The organism is Tepidimonas alkaliphilus, from assembly GCF_007556595.1.
Classification (GTDB): Bacteria; Pseudomonadota; Gammaproteobacteria; order Burkholderiales; family Burkholderiaceae_C; genus Tepidimonas; species Tepidimonas alkaliphila.
The window spans coordinates 103,354-129,479 of the sequence record NZ_VJNB01000006.1 but is presented as its reverse complement, the minus strand read 5'-3'; the positions used below and the strand labels follow the sequence as shown (position 1 = coordinate 129,479).

Genomic DNA, 26,126 nt, shown 5'->3' with positions numbered 1-26,126 from the left:
ACAGGTGGGAAGGTGAAGATTACGAGGTTGCGCGGGCTTTAGCGCTTTTCAAGCCCGGCTGGGGGCCAGTTCTCCAGCTTCATGCCCAGCGTCAAACCGCGCGAGGCGAGCACCTCTTTAATCTCGTTGAGCGACTTGCGCCCAAGATTGGGGGTTTTCAGCAGCTCATTTTCGGTGCGCTGGATCAGGTCGCCGATGTAGTAAATGTTTTCGGCCTTGAGGCAATTGGCCGAGCGCACGGTCAGTTCAAGTTCATCCACCGGGCGCAGCAAGATAGGATCAAACGCCGGGGCGCCGGACTTGGCCGCCGGAGCCGCATCGAACGCGGTGCCGCCATCCAGCTGCGCGAACACCGACAGCTGCTCCACCAGAATTTTGGCTGCAGCCCGCACGGCTTCTTCCGGGCCGATGGAGCCGTTGGTCTCGATGTCCAACACCAGCTTGTCCAGGTCGGTGCGCTGCTCCACGCGAGCGTTTTCCACCGAGTAGCTGACCCGTTTGATCGGCGAAAACGAGGCGTCCAACACAATTCGCCCAATGCTGTTGCGATGGTCATCGCCCTTGCGCATATTGCCCGGCACATAGCCGCGGCCCTTCTCGACCTTGATTTGCATGTCGAGCTTGCCGCCGGGCGCCAGGGTCGCAATCACATGCTCGGGGTTGAGAATTTCCACATCATGCGGCGTTTGGATGTCGCCCGCCTTGACCGGACCTTCCCCCTCTTTGCGCAAACTCAACGTCACCTCATCGCGGTTGTGCAGCTTGAAGACCACGCCTTTGAGGTTGAGCAGGATGTTGACCACATCTTCTTGCACCCCATCGATCGTGGAAAACTCATGCAACACCCCCGCGATCGTGACCTCGGTCGGCGCGTGCCCCACCATCGACGACAGCAGCACGCGGCGCAAGGCGTTACCCAGCGTGTGCCCGTAGCCCCGCTCGAAGGGCTCCAGCGTCACCTCCGCGCGATGGGGCGAGATGCGCTCGACGTGGATGGTCTTGGGTTTGAGCAGGTTATTCAGCATACGGACTTCCTTCATGACCCTCGGCTCGTGGGCCGATCGAGGCCGATCGAGCACAAAATCCCGGAGCTCGCTGACTGCGAGTTCCGGGAGAGCTAATTTGCGGCATCCGCCCGATCAACGCGAATAGAGCTCAACGATCAGCGATTCGTTGATATCGGCTCCAAATTCGTCGCGATCCGGCACTTTCTTAAACACGCCTTCATACTTGTCCGCGGCCACTTCCACCCAGCCAGGGAAGCCAATCTGCTTGGCCAGCTCCAGCGCCTCTTTGATGCGGGTCTGCTGACGCGCCTTTTCCCGCACGGCAATCACATCGCCGGGCTTGACCAGGTACGAAGGAATGTTGACCGTCTGCCCATTGACCGCGATCGCCTTGTGCGACACCAACTGCCGCGCCTCGGCCCGGGTGGAAGCAAAACCCATGCGATAGACGACGTTGTCCAGGCGGGACTCCAAAATGGCCAACAAATTGGCGCCGGTGTTGCCGCGCCGACGCTCGGCCTCCGCAAAATAACGGCGGAACTGCCGCTCCAGCACGCCATACATGCGCTTGACCTTTTGCTTCTCGCGCAACTGCAAGCCATAATCCGACGTGCGCGCGCCTGAAGTCCGCCCGTGCTGACCCGGCTTGGTATCGAATTTGGCTTTGTCGCTGATGGAGCGCCGCGCGCTCTTCAAAAACAAATCGGTGCCTTCACGGCGAGACAGTTTGGCTTTGGGGCCTAGGTAACGTGCCACTGGTCTTCCTTTCCTCACTACCGCGATGTTTTAGTCGCGGGAGCCAGCGCGAAGGAACTGTCGCTTTGAGGCGCAGCTTTTTGGGAGCGCTGGCGGTGGACTTTAAACTAAACGTCAATGTGCGGCTTGCCTATGAGGGAACCTGAACCGCAAGGCGAGCTATTTTAGCGTAACTACACTTGGGCGCTGCTTGCGCTGGTTAGACTCGGCGGCGCTTGGGTGGACGACAACCGTTATGCGGGATCGGCGTCACGTCAGAAATCGACGTGATCCGAATGCCCAGCGCGCCGAGCGCCCGCACCGACGACTCCCGACCGGGGCCCGGGCCTTTGATCTGGACGTCCAGATTTTTGATCCCTTGCTCCATGGCCGCACGCCCCGCCGCTTCAGCTGCCACCTGAGCCGCAAACGGCGTCGATTTGCGCGAACCTTTGAAACCTTGGCCACCCGCCGACGACCATGCAATGGCGTTACCTTGGCGGTCGGTGATGGTGATGATGGTGTTGTTGAACGACGCATGCACGTGGGCGACACCGTCAGAAATATTCTTACGGACTTTTTTGCGCACCCGCGCAGCAGCGTTAGCGGTAGGAGCTTTAGCCATAACCAAACTTTCCGTTCACGTCATTTCTTCAGCGGTTGGGCAGCGCGACGCGGCCCTTTGCGGGTACGCGCATTCGTCTTCGTGCGCTGCCCCCGCACGGGCAAACCACGGCGATGGCGAAAACCGCGATAACAGCCAATGTCCATCAGCCGCTTGATGTTCATCGTCACTTCGCGGCGCAGGTCGCCTTCGATGGTGTAGCGGCTAACCTGTTCGCGGATTTTTTCCAACTCGGCGTCGGTCAGATCCTTGACCTTTTTGGAGTAAGGAATACCGCACGCGTCGCAAATTTGCCGAGCGCGGCTTCGCCCAATGCCGTAAATGGCCGTCAAGCCAATTTCGGTGTGCTTGTGCGGCGGGATGTTGATGCCAGCAATACGAGCCATAAGATTCCTCGCGATAAGGTCAGCCTTGACGCTGCTTATGCCGCGGATCGCTGCAAATTACCCGCACCACGCCGTGGCGGCGAATGATTTTGCAGTTACGGCACATTTTCTTTACCGATGGGGTCACGCGCATGATGAACGCTCCTTCAAACATCGAAAACACTAAACTCACTTGGCGCGAAAGACAATGCGAGCCCGAGTCAGGTCGTACGGGGTAAGCTCAACCTTTACCTTGTCGCCGGGCAAAATGCGGATGTAATGCATTCGCATCTTGCCGGAAATATGTCCGAGCACGACGTGCCCATTTTCCAGCTTGACACGGAACGTTGCGTTCGGGAGGTTTTCAATCACCTCGCCCTGCATTTCAATTACATCGTCTTTCGCCATGACCTTATGCACCTGTGGCTTTGAACGAAGCCTTTTTCAGCAGCGACTCATACTGCTGCGACATGACGTAGTTTTGCACCTGCGCCATGAAGTCCATCGTCACCACCACGATGATCAGCAGCGACGTGCCGCCAAAATAAAACGGCACGTTGTATTTAAGGATCAGAAACTCCGGTAGCAGGCACACCAGCGTAATGTAAATCGCGCCTACAGCCGTCAAGCGCAGAAGAATTCGATCGATATACCGGGCAGTCTGCTCACCCGGACGAATACCCGGAACGAAGGCTCCGCTTTTCTTCAAGTTGTCGGCGGTCTCGCGGCTGTTGAACACCAGCGCGGTGTAGAAAAAGCAGAAGAACACAATGGCCGCCGCATACAGCACAACGTAAACCGGCTGCCCCGGCGAAAGCGCCGCGGCCAAATCGCGCAACCAGCGGGTGCCGTCACCTGTGCTCATCCAGCTGACCAATGTGGATGGAAGCAGGATGATCGAGGAGGCGAAAATCGGCGGAATCACCCCAGCCATGTTGAGTTTAAGCGGCAGATGGGAAGACTGACCCCCATAAACCCTATTACCCACCTGGCGACGGGCGTAGTTCACCAAGATCTTGCGCTGGCCCCGCTCCACGAACACCACGCCGTAGGTCACGACGATCACCAGCGCCACAATGAAGATGGCGGCCAGAATGCTCATCGCGCCTGTGCGCACCAACTCCAACAAGCCTCCGATCGCGCTGGGCAGGCCCGCCACAATCCCGGCGAAAATCAAAATGGATATCCCATTGCCGAGACCTCGCTCGGTGATTTGTTCGCCCAGCCACATCAAAAACATCGTGCCGGCGACCAAACTCACCACCGCCGTAAAGCGGAAAGCCAAACCGGGCTCGATCACCAAGCCGGGCGAGCTTTCCAAAGCCAGCGCAATGCCAAGCGCTTGGAAGATCGCCAACACCAAAGTGCCGTAACGGGTGTATTGGGTGATCTTGCGTCGACCACTCTCACCTTCTTTTTTGAGCTGCTCAAACGCCGGGATCACGTAGGTCATCAATTGCATGATGATCGACGCGGAGATGTAGGGCATGATCCCAAGCGCAAACACGGTGAAGCGCGACAGCGCTCCGCCCGAGAACATGTTGAACAAGCTCAGGATGCCGCCTTGCTGCCCTTTGAAGAGCTGCTCAAGCTGAACCGGGTCGATGCCGGGCACCGGAATGTGCGCCCCGATTCGATAGACCACCAAGGCCCCGATCAGGAACCACAACCGGCGCGCCAAGTCACCGTATTTACCGGTTTTGGCAAGAGTGGTGACGCTGTTGGCCACAGTGCAGTTGCCTCACATCGATGCGTGGGGAGAGCTTAAGCGACGCTGCCGCCAGCCGCTTCGATGGCCGCCTTCGCACCCGCGGTCGCTGCGACACCCTGCAACTTGACCGCGATCGTGATTTCCCCGGTTTTGATCACTTTGACCTTGCGGGCCAACTGGGGAACCAGCCCTGCCTGCTTCAACGTCAGCAGGTCAACCTCGGTTCGACCGAGCTTTTGCAGGGCAGCCAACGTCACTTCGGCGTTGTATTTCACCGTGGGTGATTTGAAGCCGCGCTTGGGCAGCCGCCGCTGCAGCGGCATTTGACCGCCCTCGAAGCCGACCTTATGGAAACCGCCGGAACGGGATTTTTGACCCTTGTGCCCGCGACCAGCGGTTTTGCCAAGACCGGAACCGATACCGCGTCCGACGCGCCGGCGCGCTTTTTTAGCTCCCGGTGCGGGCTTGAGCGTGTTGAGTTCCATGCCGATCCTCCGGATCTCAGAGCACCTGCACGAGGTAGCTCACTTTGTTGATCATGCCGCGCACCGCCGGGGTATCCTGCAGTTCGCGCACGCTGCCAAGCTTGCGCAAACCCAACCCCCGCACGGTTGCCCGGTGGCTTTCTTTGCAGCCAATCGGGCTGCGCACCAATTTGACCTTGATGGTTGGGGTGGTGGTCGTCATCATCGATCCCCTGTCATCAGGCGCTCAAAATTTCTTCAACGGTCTTGCCGCGCTTGGCAGCAACTTCAGCCGGCGTGGTGGACTTGCGCAGCCCATCCAGCGTGGCGCGCACCAGGTTGTATGGGTTGGTCGAGCCGTGGCTTTTGGCCACGACGTCCGTGATCCCCATCACCTCAAACACCGCGCGCATCGGGCCGCCGGCGATAATGCCCGTGCCTTTGGGCGCCGGCATCATGATGACGCGCGAGGCGCCGTGCTCGCCGATCACTTCGTGGTGCAGCGTGCCGTTTTTCAGCGAAACCTTGAACATCGAACGGCGCGCTTCGTCCATCGCCTTCTGCACAGCGGACGGCACCTCGCGCGCCTTGCCCTTGCCCATGCCGATGCGGCCATCGCCATCACCAACCACGGTCAGCGCCGCAAAAGCCATGATGCGGCCGCCTTTGACCACTTTGGTCACGCGGTTGACCGCGATCATTTTTTCGCGCAGGCCGTCGTCTGCGCCTTCCGTCTTGACGTTTGCTTGCATCTTTGCCATTTGCGTCACCTCGAGCGTCAAAACTTCAGACCGCCTTCACGCGCGGCTTCGGCGAGCGCTTTGACGCGACCGTGATATTTGAAGCCGGAGCGGTCGAACGCCACTTTTTCGACCCCTGCAGCTTTGGCTTTTTCGGCAATACGGCGCCCGATGATGGCAGCCGCCGCCACATTGCCACCTTTGCCTTTGCCGCCAAGCTGGGCGCGCACTTCGGGCTCCAACGTCGAGGCCGACGCGAGAATTCTTCCGCCGTCGGGCGAGATGATGTTGGCGTAAATGTGCAAGTTGGTTCGATGCACCTGCAACCGCACCGCGCCTTGCTGGGCGATGCGCACACGAGTTTGGCGCGCGCGGCGCAGACGCTGTTGTTTTTTGTTCAACATGATGCGCGCTCCTGTTATTTCTTCTTGGTCTCTTTGAGGACCACCGTTTCGTCCGCGTAACGAATGCCTTTGCCTTTGTAAGGCTCAGGCGGACGCACCGCGCGCACTTCAGCCGCCACCTGACCCACCCGTTGGCGATCGGCCCCTTTGATGACGATCTCGGTCGGCGAAGGGGTTTCGACCTTGATGCCTTCGGGCATGACCATTTCTACTGGATGCGAAAACCCGATGTTGAGGTTGAGCTTGTTGCCTTGGGCCGCGGCTTTGTAGCCCACGCCCACCAGCGTCAGCTTGCGCTCAAAGCCTTTGCTGACGCCAATGACCATGTTGTTGACCAATTGACGCACGGTGCCGCTTAATGCATCCGCTTCACGCGAAGAATCTGTTGGCGCAAAGGTGAGCTTGCCGCCTTCCTGGACAACCTTGACGCGCGGGTTCAGCGCCAACGCCAACGCCCCAAGCGCGCCTTTCACGCTGATCTGTTCTTGGCCAATCACCACCTCAACGCCTTGCGGGATGGCGATGGCCGCTTTGGCTACACGAGACATCGATCTTGCTCCTTCCGCTCCCGCATTACGCGACGTAGCACAGCACTTCTCCGCCCACGCCGACGGCACGCGCCTTGCGGTCGGTCATCACACCTTTTGGCGTGGTGACGATGGCAACACCCAGACCATTCATCACCTGAGGGATTTCCTTAGCCCCCCGATAAACGCGCAGCCCCGGACGGCTCACCCGCTCGATGCGCTCGATCACCGGACGACCGGCGTAGTATTTCAGGGCGATTTCAAGCTCTTTTTTGCCGTTTTGCTCTTTGACCTGGAAACCGTCGATGTAACCTTCGTCTTTGAGCACTTGCGCAATGGCAACTTTAAGCTTGGATGCGGGCATCGACACCGAGGCTTTTTCGACCATTTGCGCATTGCGGATGCGGGTCAGCATGTCGGCGATCGGATCACTCATGCTCATTTGGGGTTCTCCTTCGCGACTTACCAGCTCGCCTTGATGACGCCCGGGATTTCGCCCGCAAAAGCCATTTCACGGATCTTCATGCGCGACAGGCCGAACTGGCGGAATGTACCGCGCGGACGGCCGGTGATGCCGCAGCGGTTGCGCTGCCGCGTCGGATTGGCATTACGCGGCAATTTCTGCAAGGCCAGCCGCGCCGCCTCGCGCTCTTCGGCAGAGCGCTTGGCGTCTTTGGCGATAGCCTTCAGTTCGTTGTATTTTTTGGCGAACTTGGCGACCAGCTTGGCGCGCTTGAGTTCACGCTGAAGCAGAGCTTGCTTGGCCACGGATCACCTCAATTCTTGAACGGAAAACGGAACCCGGCGAGCAGCGCCTTGCACTCTTCGTCGGTTTTGGCCGTGGTCGTGATGCTGATGTTCAGACCCCGCACCGCATCGACCTTGTCGTATTCGATTTCAGGGAAGATGATTTGCTCGCGCACGCCGATGTTGTAGTTGCCACGCCCGTCGAAAGCGCGCGCCGAGACGCCACGAAAATCGCGCACGCGCGGCAGCGCGATCGTCACCAGACGATCCAAAAACTCATACATGCGGGCGCCGCGCAGCGTCACCATGCAGCCAATGGGCTGGCCTTGGCGGATCTTGAACCCCGCAATCGCCTTGCGCGCGCGCGTCACCACCGGCTTTTGACCTGCGATTTTGGCCAGATCGGCAACCGCGTTTTCCAGCACCTTTTTATCGGCCACCGCCTCGCCCACGCCCATGTTGAGCGTGATCTTGGTGATGCGCGGCACTTCCATCACCGATTTGTAGCCAAACTGCTTTTGCAGCGCCGGCGCGATTTTTTCGCGGTAGAGCTGTTGGAAACGTGCCATGGTCAAGCCACCTTGATTTCTTCGCCGCTGGACTTATAGACGCGCACCTTGGTGCCGTCGGCCAGAATCTTGATGCCAACCCGATCGGCTTTGCCAGTGGCAGGGTTGTAAATCGCGATGTTGGATTGGTGGATCGGCATGGTTTTTTCAATAATGCCGCCAGCCACGCCTTTGAGCGGATTGGGGCGCACGTGCTTTTTCACGATGTTGACCCCCTCCACCACCACGCGCTGCTCATCCACGCGGCGCAACACCCGACCGCGCTTGCCTTTGTCGCGACCCGCGATCACGATCACTTCGTCGCCCTTGCGAATCTTGTTCATGGCCGCTCCTCACAGAACCTCAGGGGCCAGCGAGACGATTTTCATAAACCGCTCGGTGCGCAGCTCACGCGTGACCGGGCCGAAAATGCGGGTGCCGATCGGCTCCAGCTTGTTGTTCAACAGCACCGCTGCGTTGCTGTCGAATTTGATCAGAGCGCCGTCAGGGCGGCGAATGCCTTTGGCGGTGCGAACGACCACCGCGTTGTAAACCTCGCCTTTTTTGACCCGCCCGCGCGGCGCGGCCTCTTTGATGCTGACCTTGATGATGTCGCCCACACTGGCGTAGCGGCGCTTGGAGCCGCCCAGCACTTTGATGCACATCACGGACTTGGCGCCCGTGTTGTCCGCAACATCGAGTCGAGTTTGCGTCTGAATCATGATGATGTTGTCCCAACTTGAACCCTCAAGCCACAGTGGCTGAGGCGATCAGTCTTGGGCCCGTCGCAGCGAGCAAGCTCGCTTGGTTGGGCAGATGATGTTCACCCAAACGGGTGAAGCCTCGTATTGTCGCAAAAAGGAAAGGGCGTGTCAACGCCCTTCTTCATGCGCGTCGGCCCTGGTCACGCCACGGCAAGGCCGGCACGCTCCGTGCTCCATGCACACGGCTGCCGTTCGGCTTTCATGCCCCAGCCATCACTCGATGGCTTTGACGATGTCTTCCACCACCTTCTTCGCGTCGCCAAACACCATCATCGTCTTGTCCATGTAGAACAGCTCGTTGTCCAGCCCGGCGTAGCCGGTGGCCATCGAGCGCTTGTTGACGATGACGGTGCGCGCCTTGTAGGCCTCCAGGATCGGCATGCCGTAGATCGGGCTGCCCTTCTGCAGCGCGGCCGGGTTGACGACGTCGTTGGCGCCGAGGATGATGGCCACGTCGGTCTGGCCGAACTCGGGGTTGATGTCCTCCATCTCGAACACCTGGTCGTAGGGCACCTCGGCCTCCGCGAGCAGCACGTTCATGTGCCCGGGCATGCGGCCGGCCACCGGGTGGATGGCGTACTTGACGCTGATGCCCTTCTCGGTGAGCTTCTGCGCCAGCTCCTTGACGGCATGCTGCGCGCGCGCCACCGCCAGGCCGTAGCCCGGCACGATGATGACGCTTTCGGCGTTGGACAGGATGAAGGCAGCGTCGTCGGCGCTGCCGCTCTTGACGGTGCGCTGCTGCTGCGCGCCCTGGGCCGCGGCGGGGTCGGCGCCGAAGCCGCCCAGGATCACGTTGATGAACGAACGGTTCATCGCCTTACACATGATGTAGGACAGGATCGCGCCGGACGACCCCACCAGCGAGCCGGCGATGATCAGCATCGGGTTGTTGAGCGAAAAGCCGATGCCGGCGGCCGCCCAGCCGGAGTAGCTGTTGAGCATCGAGACCACCACCGGCATGTCGGCGCCGCCGATCGGGATGATGATCAGCACCCCCAGCACGAAGCTCAACGCCAGCATCAGGTAGAACGCCGCGTGGCTTTCGGTGACGGCGTAGGCGATGCCCAGCGCCAGCGTGGCCAGGCCCAGCGCCAGGTTGAGCAGGTGCTGCCCTGGGAACACCACCGGCGCGCCCTGGAACAAGCGGAACTTGTACTTGCCCGACAGCTTGCCGAAGGCGATCACCGAGCCGCTGAAGGTGATGGCGCCGATGGCCGCACCGAGGAACAGCTCGACCTTGTTGCCGACCGGGATCGGCGGCACCGCGCCGTCGGCGCCGCGCTGCACGATGCCGAACGCATACGGCTCGTGCGCGGCGGCGATGGCGATGAACACCGCCGCCAGGCCCACCATGCTGTGCATGAAGGCCACCAGCTCCGGCATCTTGGTCATCTCGACGCGCTTGGCCATGATGGCGCCGGCCGTGCCGCCGACGAGCAGCCCGAGCAGCACCCACACCATGCCCTGCGCGCCGCCGCCCGACAGCTCCACGATCAGCGCGGCGGTGGTCAGGATGGCGATCGCCATCCCGGTCATGCCGAAGACGTTGCCGCGGATCGAGGTGGTCGGGTGGCTCAAACCTTTGAGCGCCTGGATGAAGCAGACGCTGGCCACCAGGTACAGCAGCACCACCAGGTTCATGCTCATGCGCGCTCTCCTTGCCCGGCGGCCGGGGTCTTGCGTTCCTTCTTCTTGAACATCTCCAGCATGCGGCGCGTGACGAGGAAACCGCCGAAGACGTTGACCGCGGCCAGCGCCACCGCCAGCACCCCCATGGCCTTGCCCAGGCCCGTCTCGGTGAGCGCCGCCGCCAGCATCGCGCCGACGATGACGATGGCGGAGATGGCGTTGGTGACGGCCATCAGCGGCGTGTGCAGCGCCGGCGTGACGTTCCAGACCACGTGGTAGCCGACGTAGATGGCCAGCACGAAGATGATGACGTTGTAGAGGATGGGCGAGACGGCTTCCATGGCGGGCCTCCGTGGGGGGATCGGGTCAGGGCTTGCGCCGCACCTCGCCGCCGTGCGCGACCAGGCAGGCGGCGACGATGTCGTCGTCGAGGTTGAGCTGCAGCTGGCCTTCCCTGGTGACGATGAGCTTGAGGAAATCCAGCACATTGCGCGCGTACAGCGCCGAGGCGTCGGCCGCCACCAGCGCCGGCAGGTTGGTGTGGCCGACGATCGTGACGCCGTGCACGGTGACAACCTGGTCCGGCACCGTCAGCGGGCAGTTGCCGCCCGGCTGGCCGTGCGGGCCGATGGGGCCGCGGCCGGCGGCGAGGTCGACGATCACCGAGCCGGGCTTCATGCTGCGCACCATGTCCTCGGTGACGAGGGTCGGCGCCGGGCGGCCCGGGATCAGCGCGGTGGAGATGACGACGTCGGCCTGCGCCACGCGCTTGGCCACCTCGACCTTCTGGCGCTCCAGCCAGCTCGGCGGCATCGGGCGCGCGTAGCCGCCCACGCCCTGGGCGCACTCGCGCTCCTCGTCGGTCTCGTACGGCACGTCGATGAACTTGGCGCCGAGCGACTCGACCTGTTCCTTGACCGCCGGGCGCACGTCAGAGGCCTCGATCACCGCGCCCAGCCGCTTGGCGGTGGCGATCGCCTGCAGGCCCGCCACGCCCACGCCCAGCACGACGACGCGCGCGGCCTTGATGGTGCCGGCGGCCGTCATCAGCATCGGAAACAGCCGCTGGTAGTGGTTGGCCGCCAGCATCACGGCCTTGTAGCCGGCGATGTTGGCCTGGCTGGACAGCACGTCCATGCTCTGCGCGCGCGTGGTGCGCGGCACAGCCTCCAGCGCGAACGCCGTCAGGCCGGCGGCGGCCAGGCGCTGCAAGCCCTCGGCGTCGAACGGGTTGAGCATGCCGACCAGGGTCGAGCCGGATTTCATCTGCGCCAGCTCGGCGTCGGAGGGGCCGCGCACCTTCAGCACCAAGTCAGCGCCCAGCGCCGTGGCGGCGTCCACGATTTCGGCGCCGACCGCCCGATACGCCTCATCGGGCGCACCGCTGGAGGCCCCGGCGCCGGCCTGTACCAGCACCGTGTGGCCCTGGGCCACGAGCTTTTTGGCGGTCTCCGGGGTGACGGCCACCCGGGTCTCGAGCGCTGCCGTTTCGGCAGGCACGCCGATGCGCATGGTGGGTTCTCCTCTGATCGGTTCTGCGGCTTCGCCACTGTAGCGCGACTTGGACGCCTGCCGTCGCAACGTCGCGATGCACGTCGTGCGTGCATACGCACAATATAAGGGATGACCGATGGGCCCGGTCACGCCTGATAATGGCGCGATGAACCTGCAACGCTGGAAGCCAAGCGTGACGGTGGCCGCCATCATCGAGCGCGACGGCCGATACCTGTTGGTGGAGGAGCACACGCCCGAGGGGCTGCGCCTGAACAACCCGGCCGGCCACCTGGACCCGGGCGAGGGGCCGGTGGAGGCCTGCGCGCGCGAGGTGCTGGAGGAGACCGCGCACCGCTTTACGCCCACCGCGCTGCTGGGGGTGTACCTGTCACGCTTCCAGCGCCCCGCCACCGGCGAGGACGTCACCTACCTGCGGCTGGCGTTCACCGGCGCGCTCGGCCCGGCCGAGCCGGGCCGCGCGCTGGATGCGGGCATCGTGCGCACGCTGTGGCTGACGCTGGAGGAGGTGCGCGCCAGCCGCGCGCGCCACCGCAGCCCGCTGGTGCTGCGCTGCATCGAGGACCACGCCGCCGGCCGCCGTCTGCCGCTGGAGGCGATCTACACCGATGCGTCGGTGTGGGCCGCGCCCGGCTGAAGCTGGCCCAGCGTCAAGCAAGCGAGCGCCGCCAGCGCCGCGGTCTCGCTGCGCAGCGTGCGCGCGCCCAGCGACAGCGGCGTGAAGCCCGCCTGCGCCAGCGCCGCCTCCTCCGCGTCGGCGAGCCCCCCTTCCGGCCCCAGCACGACATGGCATGGGCCGCCGTGGCCCGCCGCCCAGGCCGCCAGCGGCACGCTGCCGGCGGCCAGCGACAGCCAGACGCCCGCGCCCAGCGCCGCGCGCGCCGGGTCGGCCAGCCAGTCCGTGAGCCCCCGCACCGGGTGCACCACCGGCACGCGGTTGCCGCCGCATTGCTCGCAGGCGGCCACGGCCACCGCCTGCCAGTGCGCCACCTTGCGCGCCGCGCGCTCGCCATCCAGCCGTAGCACCGTGCGCGCGGTCCGCAGCGGCTGGATGCTGGCCACGCCGAGTTCGGTGGCCTTCTCGACCAGCCAGTCCATACGCTCGTTGGCGGGCATGCCCACCGCCAGGTGCACCGCGCGCGCCGGCTCGCGCTCCACCGCCACGTGCGCCTCCACCACCACCGTGACGTCGCGCCGGCCCATCGAGCGCACGCGCGCGCGCCACTCGCCGCCGCGCGCCGGATCACCGAACAGCGTCAGCGCGTCGCCCGGCTGCAGCCGCAGCACCTGCACGTGGCGCGCCGCCTCCGCCGGCAGCGCCAGCGTCTGGCCGGCGTCGAGCGGCTGCGGCAGGTGGATGCGCGGGACGGCCATGGGGCGGCGCGCGGCGGATCAGCTCAGCCACGGGCGGCCGAAGGCGTAGGCCACCGGGGTCTCGATGCCCTCCACCGCGTCGATCAGCTGCAGCAGGGCTTTCAGCTCACGGTAGCGCGCCGCGGTGTGGCGGATGTAGGCGATGAAGCGCGGCGCATCGGCCAGGTATTTCGGCTTGCCGTCGCGCAGCGTCAGCCGCGCAAAGATCCCTGCCACCTTCAGATGGCGCTGCAGCCCCATCCACTCCACCGCGCGGTAGAACGCCCCGAAGTCCTGCGCCCAGCCCTCCGCGTCCAGCAGCCCGGCCTTGCGCGCCGCTTCCCAGTAGCGGATGGTGACGTCGAGCACCACCTCCTCGTCCCAGCTGAGGAAGGCATCGCGCATGAGGCTGGCGATGTCATAGGTGAGCGGGCCGTGCACGGCGTCCTGAAAATCCAGCACCCCGAGCCGTCCTTCAGGATGCGACGGGTCGAAGCCGCCGGCGGGCAGCATCAGGTTGCGCGGCATGTAGTCGCGGTGCACCCACACGGTGGGCTGCGCCAGCACCCGCTGCACGATGAGGTCGAAGGCCGCCTCCAGCGTGCGCCGCTGCGCCTCCGACAAGGTGATGCCCTTGTGGCGCGCCAGATACCAGTCGGGAAACAGCGCCAGCTCGCGCCGCAGCAGCGCCTCGTCGTACGGCGGCAGCACGCCGGGGCGGCTGGCGCGCTGCCACGCCACCAGGGCGGCGATTGCGTCCTTGAAGTAGGGTAGGGCGGCGTCGGGCTGCTGCGGATCCAGCGCCTGCAGCAGCGTCTGCGTGCCCAAGTCCGTCAGCAGCAGGAAGCCGTCGGCCTCGTCCCACGCGAGCACCTCGGGCGCGCGCACGCCGGCCTCGCGCATCAGGCCCGCCACGCGCACGAACGGGCGGCTGTCCTCGTGCGCCGGCGGAGCGTCCATGACGATGCGCGTGCCGCCGCCGTGCGCAGCGTCGCAGTCGATGCGGAAGTAGCGGCGAAAGCTCGCGTCGGCGCTGGCCGGACGCAGCGTCTCGGGGCGCAGGCCGTGCGCGGGGGCCACCCGCGCCAGCCAGCGCTCGAAAGCGGCGGCGCGCGCCGGGTCGGACCAGGCGACCGCGCCGCAGGCGGGATAGAGATCGGTGCTCATGGATAATCGAAGCGCGATTCTACGGAGCCGCCCCATGCTGGGCTACGCCAACCTGCGCCGATTTCTCGTTGCCGTGCTGACGCTTCGCGCCGAGACGCCATTGAGGCGCAGCGGGCGCGCGGCGCTGCGGCCTTGGCTGTGGATCGGCGCCTGGGCGGCATGGTCGGGCAGCGTTTGGAGTCAGGAAGCGCTGTTGCTGCAACCATCGCTGACCTTGCAGGAAGTGCCCCCCCCGCTGCGTCGGCAGTTGCCGCTGACGCTGGAGGGCCAGCGCATCCATGGCCGCGCCGACGAACAGGTGGAAGTCGAAGGCGACGCGCTGCTGCGGCGGCACGATCTGGTGCTGCGCGCGCAGCGCCTGCAGCACACCGCCGCCGACGACACCGCGCTGGCCGAGGGCACGGTGCGCGTCAACCGGCTCGGCGACGTGTATGAGGGCACGCGGCTGCAATTGCGCCTCGACACCTTCGAAGGGCGCTTTGACGATGTGCGCTTCGAGCTGCGCCGCACCGGCGGCCGCGGCGAGGCGGCGCGGGTGGATTTCCTGGACGAGCAGCGTTCGGTGGCGCACCAAGTCCGCTACAGCACCTGCCCGCGCCCATCGCAAGGCGATTGGCAGCCTGACTGGGCCCTGCGCGCCGATGAGGTGCGGTTTGATCTAGCCGCCGACACCGGCGAGGCGCGCGGCGCGCGGCTGGAGTTTCGGGGCGTGCCGCTGCTGGCCGCGCCGTGGATCAGCTTTCCGTTGTCGAGCGCGCGCAAGAGCGGGGTGCTGCCACCCACGTTCAACCTCGACAACAAGAGCGGCTTCGAGACCACGGTGCCGTACTACTTCAACCTGGCGCCGAACCGCGACGCGACGCTCTACCCCACGCTGATGACGCGCCGCGGGTTCGATCTGGGCGGCGAGTTTCGCTACCTGGAGCCCACTTACGCCGGCCAAATGCGCGCGGCGTGGATGGGCAGCGACCGCTTGCGCGATCGCAACCGCTGGGCGTATGCGGTGCAGCACCAGCACGCGCTGCACGACTGGGACTGGCTGCCCGGCGCCGGCCTGCGCCTCAACCTCAACCGCGTCAGCGACGACGACTACTGGCGCGATTTTCCGCGCACCACGGTCATCACCAACCTGGCGCAGCGCCTGCTGGCCAACGAGGCGGTGGTCAGCGGCGGCTCAGGCGACTGGTCTTACAGCCTGCTGGCGCAGCGCTGGCAGACTTTGGGCGCGGCGCCGAGTCTGACGGCCATCGGCCCTGAGCAGATCGTGGCCCCGTATGACCGTCTGCCGTCGCTGGCGCTGCGCTGGCGGCCGCCGATGGGGGAAGGGGGTCTTGCGAATGGTTGGCTCCTGACGCTGGATGCGGAGCTGACGCAGTTCCGCACCGCGCGCACGCCCACCGTCTGGGACGGCATCAGCCCCGGCGAGCAGCGCACCGACGTCAACGGCACGCGCACGCTGGCGGTGGCGCGGCTGCAGCGGCGCTGGGAGGCGCCGGGCTGGTTTGTGCAGCCGAGCCTGCAGCTGCACGCGCGCCACTATCGCTTTGAGCAGCCGCTAGGGGACGGACGCCAGCGCGCCAGCGTCGCCCTGCCCACCGGCGCCCTCGACGCCGGTCTGATTTTCGAGCGCGAAGCGCAGTGGGGCCCCCGCGCGGTGGTGCAAACCTTGGAGCCGCGCGTGCTGCTGGCGGCCACGCCGTTTCGCGACCAACGCCTGCTGCCGGTGTACGACAGCGCGGCCTACGACTTCAACCTGGCCACGATCTACGCCGCCAACCCTTACGCCGGTCACGACCGCATCGCCGATGCGCGCAGCGTCACCTACGGGCTCACGACAAGGCTCTACGACGCCGACGACGGTGGCGAGCTGGCCAGCCTTGGCGTGGCGCAGCGGCTGCGCCTGCGCGAGCAGCGTGTGACGCTGCCGAACGAGGCGGCGCTGGCCACCGGGCGCAGCGACATCCTGATCGGCGCCACGCTGCAGCCGGCCTCCTCATGGTCGTTCAATGGCACGTGGCAATTCAACACGGAGCTGCGCACCTCAGTGCGCACGCTGCTGACCGCCCGCTATCAGCCTGGGCCCTACCGGGTGCTGAGCGCCGCCTACCGCAACAACGAGACCACGGTGGCGCGCAGCCGGCTGCTGGATGTGGCCTGGCAATGGCCGCTGGCGGCCCTGCGCGGCCCTGCGCCGCAGCCCGTGCCGGGCCAAGGTCTGGGCCCTGGACAGTGGTATAGCGTCGGACGGCTCAACTACAGCCTGTTGGAGCGGCGCATCGTCGACCTGGTGGCGGGCTTCGAATACGATGCTGGCTGCTGGATTGCGCGCGTGGTGCTGGAGCGGCTGCAGCAGAGCCGCACCAGCGCCAACCAGCGCATCCTGTTTCAGCTGGAGTTTTCCGGCTTTTCGCGCCTGGGCAGCAACCCGCTGCAGGCGCTGCGCCAACACATCCCGCGCTACCAATATTTGCGCGAAGACGTCAACCCGCCGAGCCGTTTTCAGACCTATGAATAGCCCTTTGCGGATCCTGCGGCACACGCTGGCCGGCGCGCTGCTGGCCGTGGCGTGGGCTGCGTCAGCCACGGCGCAGCCGCTGCGCGGCGGCAGTGTCACCGTCGATCACATCGTCGCCCTGGTGGGCGGCCAGCCCATCACCGCCAGCGAGCTGCGCGCCCGACTGGCGCGCGAGCCGCTGCCGCCCGGCGCCCCAGCGACGGCGCGCGCCGAGCGGACGCGCGAGGCGCTGGAGCGCCTGATCGAAGAGCGCGCGCTGCTGCAGACGGCGCAGGAGGCCGGCATCCGCGTCAGCGACGCCGACGTGGATGCCGCCGAGGCCGAGGTGGCGCGGCGCAACGGCCTGACGGTGGCGCAGCTGCGCGAGCAGCTGCCTGCCGCTGGGTTGACGGTGGACTCGCTGCGCTCCCATTTACGCGATGAGCTGACCCTGCAACGCCTGCGCGAGCGCGAGGAGGCGCGCGCGCGCGTCAGCGAAGCCGAGATCGACGCCTGGCTGCGCGAGCGCCAGCAGCCGCGCGACCCGGCGCAAGTGGCGCTGGAGCTGGCGCAGGTGCTGATTGCCGTGCCGGAAAACGCCGGCGCCGAGGAGCAGGCGCGCGCGCGCCAGCGCGCCGAGGAGGTGGCGCGGCGCGCCCGCGCCGGCGAGGACTTCGCGCAGCTGGCGCGCCAGTGGTCGCAGGCGCCGGAAGCCGCACAGGGTGGGTCGCTGGGCCTGCGGCGCGCCGACCGCTACCCGACGCTGTTCTGGGAGGCGGTACGCGGCCAGCCGGTCGGCAGCGTCGTCGGCCCGCTGCGCAGCGGCGCCGGCTGGCACGTGCTGAAGGTGCTGACGCAGCGCCACGTTGACCTGCCGCCGCCTGCCGTGACGCAGACCGAGGTGCGCCACATCCTGCTGCGCGCCGACAACGAGGCCGAGCGCGCCGCCGCCACGCAGCGCTTGGCGCAGCTGCGCGCGCGCATCATCGGCGGCCAAACCTCCTTCGAGGCTGCCGCGCGCGAGGTCAGCCAGGACGCCAGCGCCCGCGACGGCGGCCGTCTCGGCTGGGCCGCGCCAGGCGTGTTCGTGCCGGAGTTCGAGCAGGCGATGGAGGCGCTGGCGCCGGGGCAGGTGTCGGAGCCGGTCGTCACCCGCTTTGGCGTGCATCTGATCGAAGTGCTGCAGCGGCGCGAAGTGGCGCTGACCGAACGCGAGCAGCGCGACCGCATCCGCGCGCTGCTGCGCCAGCGCAAAGCCGAGGAAGCGCTGGCCGAGTTGGCGCGCGAAGCGCGCGCGCGCACCTACGTCGAGATTCGCGAGACCGAGCTGTGAAGCCGGCTGCCGCCACGCTGGACGGCCACCGCGCGCGCAAGCGCTTTGGCCAGCATTTCCTGAGCGACCCGGCCGTCATCGACGCGCTGGTGCGTGCGATCGACCCGGAGGCGGGTGACGCGGTGGTGGAGATCGGCCCGGGCCTGGGGGCGCTGACGCAGCCGCTGCTGCAGCGGCTGCAGCGCCTGACGGTGGTGGAGCTGGACCGCGACCTGGCGGCGCGGCTGCGCGCTCACGGCGGCCTCACGGTGGTGCAGGCCGACGTACTGACGGTGGACTTCGGCCAGCTCGCCGACGCCTGCGCGCCGCGGCGGCTGCGCGTGGTCGGCAACCTGCCGTACAACATCTCCACGCCGATCCTGTTCCACCTGCTGCGCTGGGCCGACCGCGTGCAGGATCAGCACTTCATGCTGCAGAAGGAAGTGGTGGAGCGCATGGTGGCCGCGCCGTGCAGCGCCGCCTATGGGCGCCTGAGCGTGATGCTGCAGTGGCGCTACGCGATGGAGTGCGTGCTGGAGGTGCCGCCACAGGCGTTCACGCCGCCGCCGCGCGTCGCCAGCGCGGTGGTGCGTATGGAGCCGTGGCCGCAGCCGGCGCCGCTGGACGTGGCGCGGCTGGAGGAACTGGTGCAGGTGGCATTCTCGCAGCGGCGCAAGCTGTTGCGCCATACGCTGGGCCGTTGGCTGGAGGAGCGAGGCTTTGGCGGCGCCTTCGACGTGCAGCGCCGCGCCGAGGAGGTGCCGGTGGCCGACTACGTCGCGCTGGCGCAGCGGCTCGCCGGCCTCACGCCAGCCTGAGCAGGATGCCGATCAGCACGCCGAACTGGGCCAGCGCCAGGCCGACGATCCACTTCAACAGGTCGTACTTCAGTTCCGCCAGATCGTGTTTGGTGGCGACCTGCGAGTCGGTGACCGCGTCCTTCAGCGCGTCGACCAGCGCCTCGGCCTGCTCCGGCGTCAGTCCGGAGGACTGCAGGCGCTTGACGAACTTGTGCGTGTCGAACGCAATGCTGCTCATACCTGCATGGTAGCGCAGGCGCGCCGGCGGCGCACGACCGCTGCCGGCCTCACGCCGCGCTGAGCCAGTAGCCGGCGTTGAACGGGCTGCTCATGCGCAGCGCCTGCGGGCTGACATCGACCAGCTTGTCGGTCAGCAGCGGCTCGTCGGTCTGCTCGAGGTCAGCGGGCTTGGGCGCGCGCGCCACCGAGAACGAGTAGAAGCAGCGGAACGGCACCTTGCGCTCGGCCCAGAAGTCGGCCACGTCGCGGAAGACATCGAGCAGCTGCTCGCGCGCCTCCTTGTCAAACTTCGGACTCGTGGGGATATGCTCCAACACCACCACGAAGCCGGTCTGGGGGCCGGACTTGAACACCGTGTCGGTCAGGCAGTCATAGAGCGCGTCCAGGTTTTTGCCATTGTGCGGCGGCAGCTGGAACTGGGTCGAAATCAGCTCCAGGATGTCCTGCTTGTTCAGCGCCGTGGCAAGGTTGGCATACAAAAAATGATGCCCGAGCGCCTCGGCGGCGGCTTGCAGATCCTTCACCGTAAAGGCGCGGATCGACTGAACGATGTTGGATCGAACGTTGCGCAGCGGCTGTTCCATGGTCTCGTTGCAATTGGGATAGGGTCAAAGACGATCGGCCTGATCGCACCTGCTGCCACAGCAGCACTGGCATCGGCCTCACGGCACGATACGGCGAAAGCTCGCGTAATGGTCGGCCGTGTAATAACAGGCGTCGGGCTCGGTGGGCGTCCAACCTCCGCAAACGATGCGCCGCGCTCCGCGGTGGTTCAGCCCTGGAGTGGGCACCGTGTATTCGCGGTAATAGCCGCGCTTGGCTGGCGGCAGCAGACGCTCGCGGTTGAAGAACACCGTCCCGTCCTTTTCGTAAGGGAATGGGCCCCCTTGGCGGATGCGTTGCCAGACAAGCTGCGCTTCGCGCGGCAACTGGCTTAAGGCTACGGTGGCGTCGTCCGGCAGGGGGCCGCGGGCCCAAGCCAGCAACGCCCAGCTCAAACTCAACCATACGATGGCCGCCCACGCAAGCCAACGCCATCGAAGCCTGTCGCGCACCGATCGCAACGCCTAGGGAAAACCCTCGAAACAGGGGCTTAAGTGTGCCGCAAAGAGGCTTGCAAAACAAGGTCTTGACAGCGCGGCCGCTTTTTGATCAAGCGATCCGCGATCAGCCCTCGGCTTCACTGGCCACCGCCCGCGGACCGACGTTGGCCTCCGCCACCGTCAGCGCCGTCATGTTGACGATGCGCCGCACGGTGGAGCTGGCCGTCAGGATGTGCACCGGCTTGGCCACGCCCAGCAACATCGGGCCGATGGCGATGCCGCCGCCGGCGGCGGTCTTGAGCAGGTTGTAGGCGATGTTGGCCGCGTCAATGTTGGGGCAGACCAGCAGGTTGGCCTCGCCGGTCAGCGTGCTGCGCGGCATGATGGCCTGGCGCATCGTCGCGTCCAACGCCACGTCGCCGTGCATCTCGCCGTCCACCTCCAGCCACGGCGCCTGCTCGCGCAGCAGGGCCAGCGCCTGGCGCATCTTGACGGCGCTGGGTGCATCCGACGAACCAAAGTTGGAGTGCGACAGCAGCGCGGCTTTGGGCGTGATGCCAAAGCGCATGATCTTGCGCGCAGCCATCTGCGTGATGGCCGCCAGCTGCTCAGCGCTCGGATCCACGTTGATGTGCGTATCCACCAGAAACACCTGCCGGCCCGGCAACAGCAGCGCGTTCATGGCCGCGTAGCAGCTGGCGCCCGAGCGCAGGCCAATGACCTGGTCGATGTAGGTCAGATGCATCGGCGGCGTGCCCCAGGTGCCGCAAATGAGGCCGTGCACGTCGCCGTGGCGCAGCAGCATGGCGCCGATCAGCGTCAGCCGCCGGCGCATCTCGATCTTGGCCAGCTGTTCGGTCACGCCGCGGCGCTCCATCAAGCGGTGGTAATCCTGCCAAAACGCCTTATAGCGGCGGTCGTGCTCCACATTGACCACGTCGTAATCAACGCCTTCGCGCAGACGCAGACCGAAGCGCTCGATGCGCTGCGCGATGATGGCCGGGCGCCCGATCAGCACTGGCCGCGCCAGCCCCTCGTCCACCACCACTTGGGCGGCCCGCAGCACGCGCTCTTCCTCGCCTTCGGCGTAGGCGATCAGCTTGTGCCGCGCCTGTTTGGCGATCGCATACACTGGCTTCATCAGCGTGCCGGAGGCGAACACAAAGCTTTGCAGCCGCTCGCGGTAGGCGTCCAAATCCTCGATCGGACGCGTGGCCACGCCGCTGCGCGCGGCGGCCTCGGCCACCGCAGGGGCAATGCGGATCATCAGCCGCGGGTCAAACGGCTTGGGGATCAGGTAGTCCGGCCCAAAGGCCAGCTGCTCGCCGGCGTAGGCCTGCGCCACCACGTCGCTCTGCTCGGCCTGCGCCAACTCGGCAATCGCGTGCACCGCGGCGATTTCCATCTCGTCGTTGATGGTGATGGCGCCGCAGTCCAGCGCGCCGCGAAAGATGTACGGAAAGCACAGAACGTTGTTGACCTGGTTCGGGTAGTCGCTGCGGCCGGTGGCGATCACCGCGTCGTCGCGCACCGCGCGCACCTGCTCCGGCAGGATCTCCGGCGTCGGGTTGGCCAGCGCCAGGATCAGCGGCCGCGGCGCCATGCGCGCCACCATCTCGGGCTTGAGCACGCCGCCGGCCGAAAGCCCCAGGAACACATCGGCGCCGTCGATGACCTCGGCCAGCGTGCGCGCCTCGGTCTTTTGCGCGAACTGCGCCTTGTCGGGGTCCATCAGCTCGGTGCGCCCCTCGTGGACGACGCCGGCCAGGTCGGTGACCCAGATGCGCTCGCGCGGCAACCCGAGCTTGACCAGCAAGTTCAGGCACGCCAGCGCCGCCGCGCCGGCCCCGCTGGTGACGAGCTTGACCTGCCGCAGGTCCTTGCCGACGACCTTGAGCCCGTTGAGGATCGCCGCGCCGACGACGATGGCCGTGCCGTGCTGGTCGTCGTGGAACACCGGAATCCGCATGCGCTCGCGCAGCTTGCGCTCGACGTAGAAGCAGTCCGGCGCCTTGATGTCCTCCAGGTTGATGCCGCCAAAGGTGGGCTCCAGCGCCGCGATGATCTCGACCAGCTTGTCAGGGTCTTTCTCGTTGATCTCCAGATCGAAGACATCGATGCCGGCGAACTTCTTGAACAGCACGGCCTTGCCTTCCATCACCGGCTTGGCCGCCAGCGGGCCGATGTCGCCCAGCCCGAGCACCGCCGTGCCGTTGGTGATGACCGCCACCAGGTTGCCGCGCCCGGTGTAGCGAAACGCGCTGGCCGGATCGGCGACGATCTCCTCGCACGGTGCGGCAACGCCCGGCGAGTAGGCCAGCGCCAGGTCGCGCTGGTTGGACAGCGCCTTGGTCGGCGTGACGGCCAGCTTGCCGGGCTGCGGATGGGCGTGGTAGTCCAGCGCGGCGCGCCGCAGCTGCGCGCGCGGGTCGGCGGCGGGATCGGTCACCTCAACAAACCTCCTGTGGGCAAAGATCCGAGTCTGAGCAGCTGCGCAGCTCGCAGGGCTTCTGCTCCCTATGGATCGCAAGCATTGTAGAAAGCCCTGGCTGTTGCTGTCCGCCGCCGGCTGTGCATGGCATGATGCGCGTTATGCATCCGCTGGCACCCCACGCGACGCTGCGCGCCGCCATCAATCTCGGCAACGCACTCTTGGCCCGCCGCAACCCTGACGCCACCCTGGCTGGCTTGTCGGTTGATTTGGCACAGGCGCTGGCCGATGAATGTCACCTGCCGTTGCAGCTGCTGGCGCTGCCCACCGCTGCGGCGGCAGTGGCAGCGGTTCGAGACGGTCAAGCCGACATCGGTTTTTTCGCCGTCGATCCCCAGCGCAGCGAGGGGCTGGCGTTTACCGCGCCCTACCTCTGGATTGAAGGCAGTTACCTGATCCGCGCGGACAGTGCTCTGCAATGCAACGACGACATCGATCAACCCGGCGTGCGCGTGGTGGTCGCGCAGGGCAGCGCCTATGACCTGTTTCTGAGCCGCACCTTGCGCCACGCCCGCATCGAGCGCGCGCCCTCAACCCCTGAAGTGGTGCCGCACTTCATAGCCAGCGGAGCCGAGGTGGCAGCCGGCATCCGGGCCGTCTTGCAGGGCGAGGTGAATCGGCAACCCGGCCTGCGCCTGTTACCCGGTCATTTCATGCGAATCGAGCAAGCGATGGCGTGCCGCGCCGCAGCCGGGCCCCAAGCGGCGCAGATATTGTTCGATTTCGTCGAGCGGGCCAAAGCCAGTGGGCTGATAGCCGCCCTAATGGCGCGCCATGGCGTCAACGGCGCGACCGTCGCGCCTGCAGCACGAGACTTATCGAGCCATGGCTCGTGAACGTTTCAGGGTCTGCGAAGGTTTTTCCGCGAACAGGATTCGATACTCTTTTGAGAAATGGCCCATATGCCAGAATCCCCAGCGGGCCGCAATATCGATCACCGTCTGACCCGGCGTCGCCTGCAACAGCTCCTGACGCACTCGATTCAAACGCACAGCTCTTAAATAGGCAGCTGGACTCATACCAAGCACCGATTGGAAACAGTTCTGCAGCGTTCGACGAGTGACATACAGCGCTTGACATAACTGATCCACGGTTAGGTAAGAAGCGGGATCGCTCAGCACCAACGATCGAGCCCGGTGCACAAGGTCGAGCCTGCGGCGCCAACGAAGCGTCACCGTCGGCTCCGTGTTTTCTAAACTTAAAACTTGAACCAGGGTCGATAAAATTGCCGACTGCAGCGCGGCTACGCTGCCCGCATGGCGCACAACCTGGGGATAGGCTTGCAAATTGTTGAGGGCCTCTCGCAACAAACCGGATAATCGTAACCGAGTTGGAAGCGTCAAGTTAAAAACCCGGGGCATCTCTAGTTGCCAGGCAGCAGCCTTGCTGTCATCGTCCATGGCGTGGGCGAGCTTCCAAGCAGTCTGCAGTTGCTGGGCCTTGATCACCACACCATAAAGACCGAATCCCTCTGGAACTTGGAGATCAAACAGGGTCCGGCCTTGCGCCACCATCATTTGGTTTGGTCGTAGCGCATGGCCCATATAAAGCAAATTCTGCCCCGTTTCCTCGACGGGCAAACCAAACCAGACACCCTCATCCCACGTCTGACAATATTGTGTGGTTGATCGATTGGCGATCTCCTCAAAAATCTGCAGCACCGAGTCTTGATACTCCCTCACCAATCCTTCAAACAGTCCAGGTGAGGTCTGCTCATAGTCTTGTCGCCAGCCGGTCAGGTTCTGCGCGTGGCAGTGCACTTCGGTGGTGCGTTTGACCGCAAAAACCGCCCCACTCCTAAGCAGAGTCCCGTTCATGGTGCGCCGGCGCCCTTATCTTCTTACGGGGGTTCTCACTATCAAGGTTCATGCCAGTCTTGGCCATGGGGCTTTCCCTTAGATCGCTATCCCATTTCGGCAAAAAAAGCTGCCTCAGCTGACTTTTTCCGACCTGGGATAGCCGCCTCACGCGTCCTTGTCGATGATGATATCCGGCTGCCCGAGCCATTCGGGTATCAACGGAATCTCGATTACCATGAGTACCACGACCTCCCAAGTTACACGTGAGCTCAAACCGGTGCTCGGCGCCCTGCCGCTATGGGGCATCGCGGTAGGGCTCGTTATCTCCGGAGAGTATTTTGGATGGAGCTATGGCTGGGCCAGCGCGGGAACGCTGGGGTTTTTAATCGCGACGACATTTGTCGCATTGATGTACACCACCTTTATTTTCAGTTTTACCGAACTCTCAACAGCTATTCCGCATGCTGGAGGCCCTTTTGCCTATGCTCGCCGGGCTTTCGGACCCACCGGAGGATACATCGCGGGCTTTGCCACTTTGGTTGAGTTCGTTTTTGCGCCACCAGCCATCTCCCTTGCGATAGGTGCCTACTTGAACGTTCAATTTCCTAGTTTGGATCCTAAAATTGCCGCGGTCGGAGCCTATATAATTTTCATCACCCTAAATGCTCTAGGAGTAACCATCGCCGCCACCTTTGAGCTGTTTGTAACGCTCCTGGCTGTTATTGAACTCTTGGTGTTTGCCGGAGTCGTGGCGCCCGGCTGGTCGCTGAGCAATTTTGTCGCAAACGGCTGGGCTGGATCGAATACTTTTACAGCCGCGACTTGGGCTGGAATTTTCGCCGCGATCCCGTTTGCCATATGGTTTTTCCTTGCTATTGAAGGGGCCGCAATGGCCGCTGAGGAAGCTAAGGATCCTCGTCGGACGATCCCAATCGCTTACATCGCTGGCATCCTCACGCTGGTCGCTCTCGCGTTTTTGGTCATGATCATGGCGGGCGGAGTTGGCGACTGGCGCGAGCTTTCGAACATCAATGACCCGCTTCCTCAAGCCATGAAAATCGTTGTTGGCCATGGGAGCGTTTGGCTTCACATGCTTGTCTGGATCGGGTTGTTTGGGCTTATTGCGTCATTCCATGGAATCATCCTAGGCTATTCCAGACAAATTTTTGCGCTCGCTCGAGCCGGCTATCTTCCTCGCTATTTTTCCAAAGTTCACCCACGGTTTCGCACACCAGTCAGAGCTCTTATCGCAGGCGGTGTCGTTGGAATTGCCGCCATCTACAGTGATGAGTGGATTACTTTCGGCGGTCAACCGTTAACAGCCAATATCGTGACCATGGCCGTCCTCGGCGCTTTGGTCATGTATATCGTTTCGATGGCGGCTTTGTTTCGCCTGAGAAAAACTGAGCCGAATTTGCGGCGGCCTTTCAAAGCTCCCTTCTACCCGGTTTTTCCGGCCATCGCGCTGGCTGGCGGGATCGTATGCCTGGCGGCTGTTGTTTATTTTAATTTTGAGCTTGCAGTCGTTTTTCTGCTGCTTCTAATTGCAGGTTACGGCTATTTCCGCCTCACCGAGCGACAACGTGCTCAGGCTCCACATGACGAGCTTCTAACAGGACGCTCCCATTCCTCCGTATCTGAATAAA

Annotated in this window: 32 protein-coding genes and 1 pseudogene; 6 read left to right on the top strand and 27 right to left on the bottom strand. The window is 64.7% G+C overall.

All coding sequences use genetic code 11. The features are described 5' to 3' along the window. Positions 1 to 38: 38 nt before the first annotated feature. The 20 genes from Talka_RS07300 to Talka_RS07205 all read right to left on the bottom strand — a co-directional run bounded on the left by Talka_RS07300 (position 39) and on the right by Talka_RS07205 (position 11,781). Positions 39 to 1,025, bottom strand: a complete 987-nt coding sequence (locus tag Talka_RS07300; RefSeq protein WP_143890481.1) for a DNA-directed RNA polymerase subunit alpha — start codon at positions 1,023 to 1,025, stop codon at positions 39 to 41. A gap of 114 nt (positions 1,026 to 1,139) precedes the next feature. Beyond that, a complete protein-coding gene (rpsD, locus tag Talka_RS07295; RefSeq protein WP_143890457.1) occupies positions 1,140 to 1,763 on the bottom strand; it encodes a 30S ribosomal protein S4 in 624 nt (207 codons plus the stop codon). Between the two features lie 199 nt (positions 1,764 to 1,962). Further along, a complete protein-coding gene (gene rpsK / locus Talka_RS07290) occupies positions 1,963 to 2,367 on the bottom strand; it encodes a 30S ribosomal protein S11 (RefSeq protein WP_143890456.1) in 405 nt (134 codons plus the stop codon). A 20-nt stretch (positions 2,368 to 2,387) separates the two neighbouring features. Next, positions 2,388 to 2,753 carry a 30S ribosomal protein S13 gene (gene rpsM, locus Talka_RS07285; RefSeq protein ID WP_143890455.1) on the bottom strand — a complete coding sequence of 122 codons (366 nt, stop codon included), beginning with the start codon at positions 2,751 to 2,753 and terminating at the stop codon, positions 2,388 to 2,390. A gap of 19 nt (positions 2,754 to 2,772) precedes the next feature. Beyond that, complete coding sequence (gene rpmJ / locus Talka_RS07280) at positions 2,773 to 2,886, bottom strand: 50S ribosomal protein L36 (RefSeq protein WP_143890454.1); 114 nt, start codon at positions 2,884 to 2,886, stop codon at positions 2,773 to 2,775. A 35-nt stretch (positions 2,887 to 2,921) separates the two neighbouring features. Continuing rightward, positions 2,922 to 3,140: a translation initiation factor IF-1 gene (gene infA, locus Talka_RS07275; protein WP_043700245.1), complete on the bottom strand. Its 219-nt coding sequence runs from the start codon at positions 3,138 to 3,140 to the stop codon at positions 2,922 to 2,924. A 4-nt stretch (positions 3,141 to 3,144) separates the two neighbouring features. After that, the gene (gene secY / locus Talka_RS07270) at positions 3,145 to 4,461 is read right to left on the bottom strand and encodes a preprotein translocase subunit SecY (RefSeq protein WP_143890453.1); all 1,317 of its coding nucleotides are present in this window, start codon (positions 4,459 to 4,461) and stop codon (positions 3,145 to 3,147) included. 35 nt (positions 4,462 to 4,496) lie between these two features. Beyond that, positions 4,497 to 4,928: a 50S ribosomal protein L15 gene (gene rplO / locus Talka_RS07265; RefSeq protein ID WP_143890452.1), complete on the bottom strand. Its 432-nt coding sequence runs from the start codon at positions 4,926 to 4,928 to the stop codon at positions 4,497 to 4,499. A gap of 16 nt (positions 4,929 to 4,944) precedes the next feature. Beyond that, positions 4,945 to 5,130: a 50S ribosomal protein L30 gene (gene rpmD, locus Talka_RS07260; protein WP_143890451.1), complete on the bottom strand. Its 186-nt coding sequence runs from the start codon at positions 5,128 to 5,130 to the stop codon at positions 4,945 to 4,947. A gap of 16 nt (positions 5,131 to 5,146) precedes the next feature. Continuing rightward, positions 5,147 to 5,668, bottom strand: a complete 522-nt coding sequence (rpsE, locus tag Talka_RS07255; protein ID WP_143890450.1) for a 30S ribosomal protein S5 — start codon at positions 5,666 to 5,668, stop codon at positions 5,147 to 5,149. A gap of 17 nt (positions 5,669 to 5,685) precedes the next feature. Further along, positions 5,686 to 6,051, bottom strand: a complete 366-nt coding sequence (gene rplR, locus Talka_RS07250) for a 50S ribosomal protein L18 (protein ID WP_143890449.1) — start codon at positions 6,049 to 6,051, stop codon at positions 5,686 to 5,688. Between the two features lie 14 nt (positions 6,052 to 6,065). Continuing rightward, positions 6,066 to 6,599 (bottom strand): 50S ribosomal protein L6, encoded by a 534-nt coding sequence (gene rplF / locus Talka_RS07245; RefSeq protein ID WP_143890480.1) that lies wholly within the window; start codon positions 6,597 to 6,599, stop codon positions 6,066 to 6,068. Positions 6,600 to 6,624: 25 nt separating this feature from the next. Then, complete coding sequence (rpsH, locus tag Talka_RS07240; protein ID WP_143890448.1) at positions 6,625 to 7,020, bottom strand: 30S ribosomal protein S8; 396 nt, start codon at positions 7,018 to 7,020, stop codon at positions 6,625 to 6,627. Positions 7,021 to 7,040: 20 nt separating this feature from the next. Beyond that, complete coding sequence (rpsN, locus tag Talka_RS07235; protein WP_143890447.1) at positions 7,041 to 7,346, bottom strand: 30S ribosomal protein S14; 306 nt, start codon at positions 7,344 to 7,346, stop codon at positions 7,041 to 7,043. Positions 7,347 to 7,354: 8 nt separating this feature from the next. Then, the gene (gene rplE, locus Talka_RS07230) at positions 7,355 to 7,894 is read right to left on the bottom strand and encodes a 50S ribosomal protein L5 (protein ID WP_143890446.1); all 540 of its coding nucleotides are present in this window, start codon (positions 7,892 to 7,894) and stop codon (positions 7,355 to 7,357) included. Positions 7,895 to 7,896: 2 nt separating this feature from the next. Beyond that, positions 7,897 to 8,217 (bottom strand): 50S ribosomal protein L24, encoded by a 321-nt coding sequence (rplX, locus tag Talka_RS07225; protein ID WP_143890445.1) that lies wholly within the window; start codon positions 8,215 to 8,217, stop codon positions 7,897 to 7,899. A 9-nt stretch (positions 8,218 to 8,226) separates the two neighbouring features. Continuing rightward, on the bottom strand, positions 8,227 to 8,595 hold the full coding sequence (gene rplN / locus Talka_RS07220; protein ID WP_143890444.1) for a 50S ribosomal protein L14: 369 nt from the start codon (positions 8,593 to 8,595) through the stop codon (positions 8,227 to 8,229). Positions 8,596 to 8,850: 255 nt separating this feature from the next. After that, entirely contained in the window at positions 8,851 to 10,287 is a 1,437-nt protein-coding gene (locus Talka_RS07215; RefSeq protein ID WP_143890443.1) for an NAD(P)(+) transhydrogenase (Re/Si-specific) subunit beta, read from the bottom strand. Next, positions 10,284 to 10,610, bottom strand: a complete 327-nt coding sequence (locus tag Talka_RS07210) for an NAD(P) transhydrogenase subunit alpha part 2 (RefSeq protein WP_143890442.1) — start codon at positions 10,608 to 10,610, stop codon at positions 10,284 to 10,286. Before Talka_RS07210 ends, Talka_RS07215 begins: the two co-directional genes overlap by 4 nt. Positions 10,611 to 10,635: 25 nt before the next feature. Continuing rightward, entirely contained in the window at positions 10,636 to 11,781 is a 1,146-nt protein-coding gene (locus tag Talka_RS07205) for a Re/Si-specific NAD(P)(+) transhydrogenase subunit alpha (RefSeq protein WP_143890441.1), read from the bottom strand. 148 nt (positions 11,782 to 11,929) lie between these two features. On the opposite strand from Talka_RS07205, the gene Talka_RS07200 reads away from it, so the two are divergent. After that, positions 11,930 to 12,418, top strand: a complete 489-nt coding sequence (locus Talka_RS07200) for an NUDIX hydrolase (RefSeq protein WP_143890440.1) — start codon at positions 11,930 to 11,932, stop codon at positions 12,416 to 12,418. On the opposite strand, the gene Talka_RS07195 is transcribed toward Talka_RS07200, so the two are convergent. Further along, entirely contained in the window at positions 12,382 to 13,155 is a 774-nt protein-coding gene (locus tag Talka_RS07195; protein ID WP_143890439.1) for a 16S rRNA (uracil(1498)-N(3))-methyltransferase, read from the bottom strand. The two genes, Talka_RS07200 and Talka_RS07195, sit on opposite strands and share 37 nt — an antisense overlap. A gap of 18 nt (positions 13,156 to 13,173) precedes the next feature. Continuing rightward, positions 13,174 to 14,301, bottom strand: a complete 1,128-nt coding sequence (locus Talka_RS07190) for an aminoglycoside phosphotransferase family protein (protein WP_143890438.1) — start codon at positions 14,299 to 14,301, stop codon at positions 13,174 to 13,176. 34 nt (positions 14,302 to 14,335) lie between these two features. Here Talka_RS07190 and Talka_RS07185 point away from each other — a divergent pair, with 34 nt between their 5' ends. The 3 genes from Talka_RS07185 to rsmA are packed head-to-tail and all read left to right on the top strand — an operon-like array spanning position 14,336 to position 18,925. Further along, on the top strand, positions 14,336 to 16,816 hold the full coding sequence (locus Talka_RS07185) for an LPS-assembly protein LptD (protein ID WP_143890437.1): 2,481 nt from the start codon (positions 14,336 to 14,338) through the stop codon (positions 16,814 to 16,816). Continuing rightward, positions 16,809 to 18,128, top strand: coding sequence for a peptidylprolyl isomerase (locus tag Talka_RS07180; RefSeq protein WP_143890436.1), 1,320 nt, complete (start codon positions 16,809 to 16,811; stop codon positions 18,126 to 18,128). The genes Talka_RS07185 and Talka_RS07180 overlap by 8 nt, the downstream gene beginning before the upstream one ends. Then, entirely contained in the window at positions 18,125 to 18,925 is an 801-nt protein-coding gene (gene rsmA, locus Talka_RS07175) for a 16S rRNA (adenine(1518)-N(6)/adenine(1519)-N(6))-dimethyltransferase RsmA (RefSeq protein ID WP_246100615.1), read from the top strand. Before Talka_RS07180 ends, rsmA begins: the two co-directional genes overlap by 4 nt. Here rsmA and Talka_RS07170 read toward each other — a convergent pair. The 4 genes and pseudogenes from Talka_RS07170 to Talka_RS07155 form a co-directional block, all read right to left on the bottom strand. Further along, positions 18,912 to 19,145 (bottom strand): coiled-coil domain-containing protein, encoded by a 234-nt coding sequence (locus tag Talka_RS07170; protein ID WP_143890435.1) that lies wholly within the window; start codon positions 19,143 to 19,145, stop codon positions 18,912 to 18,914. The two genes, rsmA and Talka_RS07170, sit on opposite strands and share 14 nt — an antisense overlap. 190 nt (positions 19,146 to 19,335) lie before the next feature. Next, a pseudogene (locus tag Talka_RS07165) lies at positions 19,336 to 19,731 on the bottom strand (barstar family protein); the annotation flags it as partial. Positions 19,732 to 19,809: 78 nt separating this feature from the next. Then, complete coding sequence (locus Talka_RS07160; protein ID WP_246100614.1) at positions 19,810 to 20,151, bottom strand: guanyl-specific ribonuclease; 342 nt, start codon at positions 20,149 to 20,151, stop codon at positions 19,810 to 19,812. A 163-nt stretch (positions 20,152 to 20,314) separates the two neighbouring features. After that, a complete protein-coding gene (locus Talka_RS07155; RefSeq protein WP_143890432.1) occupies positions 20,315 to 22,639 on the bottom strand; it encodes an NADP-dependent malic enzyme in 2,325 nt (774 codons plus the stop codon). 143 nt (positions 22,640 to 22,782) lie between these two features. Here Talka_RS07155 and Talka_RS07150 point away from each other — a divergent pair, with 143 nt between their 5' ends. Beyond that, entirely contained in the window at positions 22,783 to 23,517 is a 735-nt protein-coding gene (locus tag Talka_RS07150; protein ID WP_246100613.1) for a transporter substrate-binding domain-containing protein, read from the top strand. Here Talka_RS07150 and Talka_RS07145 read toward each other — a convergent pair. After that, complete coding sequence (locus tag Talka_RS07145) at positions 23,497 to 24,498, bottom strand: helix-turn-helix domain-containing protein (protein WP_143890430.1); 1,002 nt, start codon at positions 24,496 to 24,498, stop codon at positions 23,497 to 23,499. The two genes, Talka_RS07150 and Talka_RS07145, sit on opposite strands and share 21 nt — an antisense overlap. Before the next feature lie 217 nt (positions 24,499 to 24,715). Here Talka_RS07145 and eat point away from each other — a divergent pair, with 217 nt between their 5' ends. Next, on the top strand, positions 24,716 to 26,125 hold the full coding sequence (eat, locus tag Talka_RS07140) for an ethanolamine permease (RefSeq protein WP_143890429.1): 1,410 nt from the start codon (positions 24,716 to 24,718) through the stop codon (positions 26,123 to 26,125). The last annotated feature ends 1 nt before the right edge of the window (position 26,126 follow it).

Coding starts and splice junctions, on each gene's coding strand:
- Talka_RS07300 (WP_143890481.1), bottom strand. CDS start 1,025: ATGCTGAATAACCTGCTCAAACCCAAGACCATCCACGTCGAGCGCATC.
- rpsK (WP_143890456.1), bottom strand. CDS start 2,367: ATGGCTAAAGCTCCTACCGCTAACGCTGCTGCGCGGGTGCGCAAAAAA.
- rpsM (WP_143890455.1), bottom strand. CDS start 2,753: ATGGCTCGTATTGCTGGCATCAACATCCCGCCGCACAAGCACACCGAA.
- rpmJ (WP_143890454.1), bottom strand. CDS start 2,886: ATGCGCGTGACCCCATCGGTAAAGAAAATGTGCCGTAACTGCAAAATC.
- infA (WP_043700245.1), bottom strand. CDS start 3,140: ATGGCGAAAGACGATGTAATTGAAATGCAGGGCGAGGTGATTGAAAAC.
- rplO (WP_143890452.1), bottom strand. CDS start 4,928: ATGGAACTCAACACGCTCAAGCCCGCACCGGGAGCTAAAAAAGCGCGC.
- rpmD (WP_143890451.1), bottom strand. CDS start 5,130: ATGACGACCACCACCCCAACCATCAAGGTCAAATTGGTGCGCAGCCCG.
- rpsE (WP_143890450.1), bottom strand. CDS start 5,668: ATGGCAAAGATGCAAGCAAACGTCAAGACGGAAGGCGCAGACGACGGC.
- rplR (WP_143890449.1), bottom strand. CDS start 6,051: ATGTTGAACAAAAAACAACAGCGTCTGCGCCGCGCGCGCCAAACTCGT.
- rplF (WP_143890480.1), bottom strand. CDS start 6,599: ATGTCTCGTGTAGCCAAAGCGGCCATCGCCATCCCGCAAGGCGTTGAG.
- rpsH (WP_143890448.1), bottom strand. CDS start 7,020: ATGAGCATGAGTGATCCGATCGCCGACATGCTGACCCGCATCCGCAAT.
- rplE (WP_143890446.1), bottom strand. CDS start 7,894: ATGGCACGTTTCCAACAGCTCTACCGCGAAAAAATCGCGCCGGCGCTG.
- rplX (WP_143890445.1), bottom strand. CDS start 8,217: ATGAACAAGATTCGCAAGGGCGACGAAGTGATCGTGATCGCGGGTCGC.
- rplN (WP_143890444.1), bottom strand. CDS start 8,595: ATGATTCAGACGCAAACTCGACTCGATGTTGCGGACAACACGGGCGCC.
- Talka_RS07215 (WP_143890443.1), bottom strand. CDS start 10,287: ATGAGCATGAACCTGGTGGTGCTGCTGTACCTGGTGGCCAGCGTCTGC.
- Talka_RS07210 (WP_143890442.1), bottom strand. CDS start 10,610: ATGGAAGCCGTCTCGCCCATCCTCTACAACGTCATCATCTTCGTGCTG.
- Talka_RS07205 (WP_143890441.1), bottom strand. CDS start 11,781: ATGCGCATCGGCGTGCCTGCCGAAACGGCAGCGCTCGAGACCCGGGTG.
- Talka_RS07200 (WP_143890440.1), top strand. CDS start 11,930: ATGAACCTGCAACGCTGGAAGCCAAGCGTGACGGTGGCCGCCATCATC.
- Talka_RS07195 (WP_143890439.1), bottom strand. CDS start 13,155: ATGGCCGTCCCGCGCATCCACCTGCCGCAGCCGCTCGACGCCGGCCAG.
- Talka_RS07190 (WP_143890438.1), bottom strand. CDS start 14,301: ATGAGCACCGATCTCTATCCCGCCTGCGGCGCGGTCGCCTGGTCCGAC.
- Talka_RS07185 (WP_143890437.1), top strand. CDS start 14,336: ATGCTGGGCTACGCCAACCTGCGCCGATTTCTCGTTGCCGTGCTGACG.
- Talka_RS07180 (WP_143890436.1), top strand. CDS start 16,809: ATGAATAGCCCTTTGCGGATCCTGCGGCACACGCTGGCCGGCGCGCTG.
- Talka_RS07170 (WP_143890435.1), bottom strand. CDS start 19,145: ATGAGCAGCATTGCGTTCGACACGCACAAGTTCGTCAAGCGCCTGCAG.
- Talka_RS07150 (WP_246100613.1), top strand. CDS start 22,783: ATGCATCCGCTGGCACCCCACGCGACGCTGCGCGCCGCCATCAATCTC.
- Talka_RS07145 (WP_143890430.1), bottom strand. CDS start 24,498: ATGAACGGGACTCTGCTTAGGAGTGGGGCGGTTTTTGCGGTCAAACGC.
- eat (WP_143890429.1), top strand. CDS start 24,716: ATGAGTACCACGACCTCCCAAGTTACACGTGAGCTCAAACCGGTGCTC.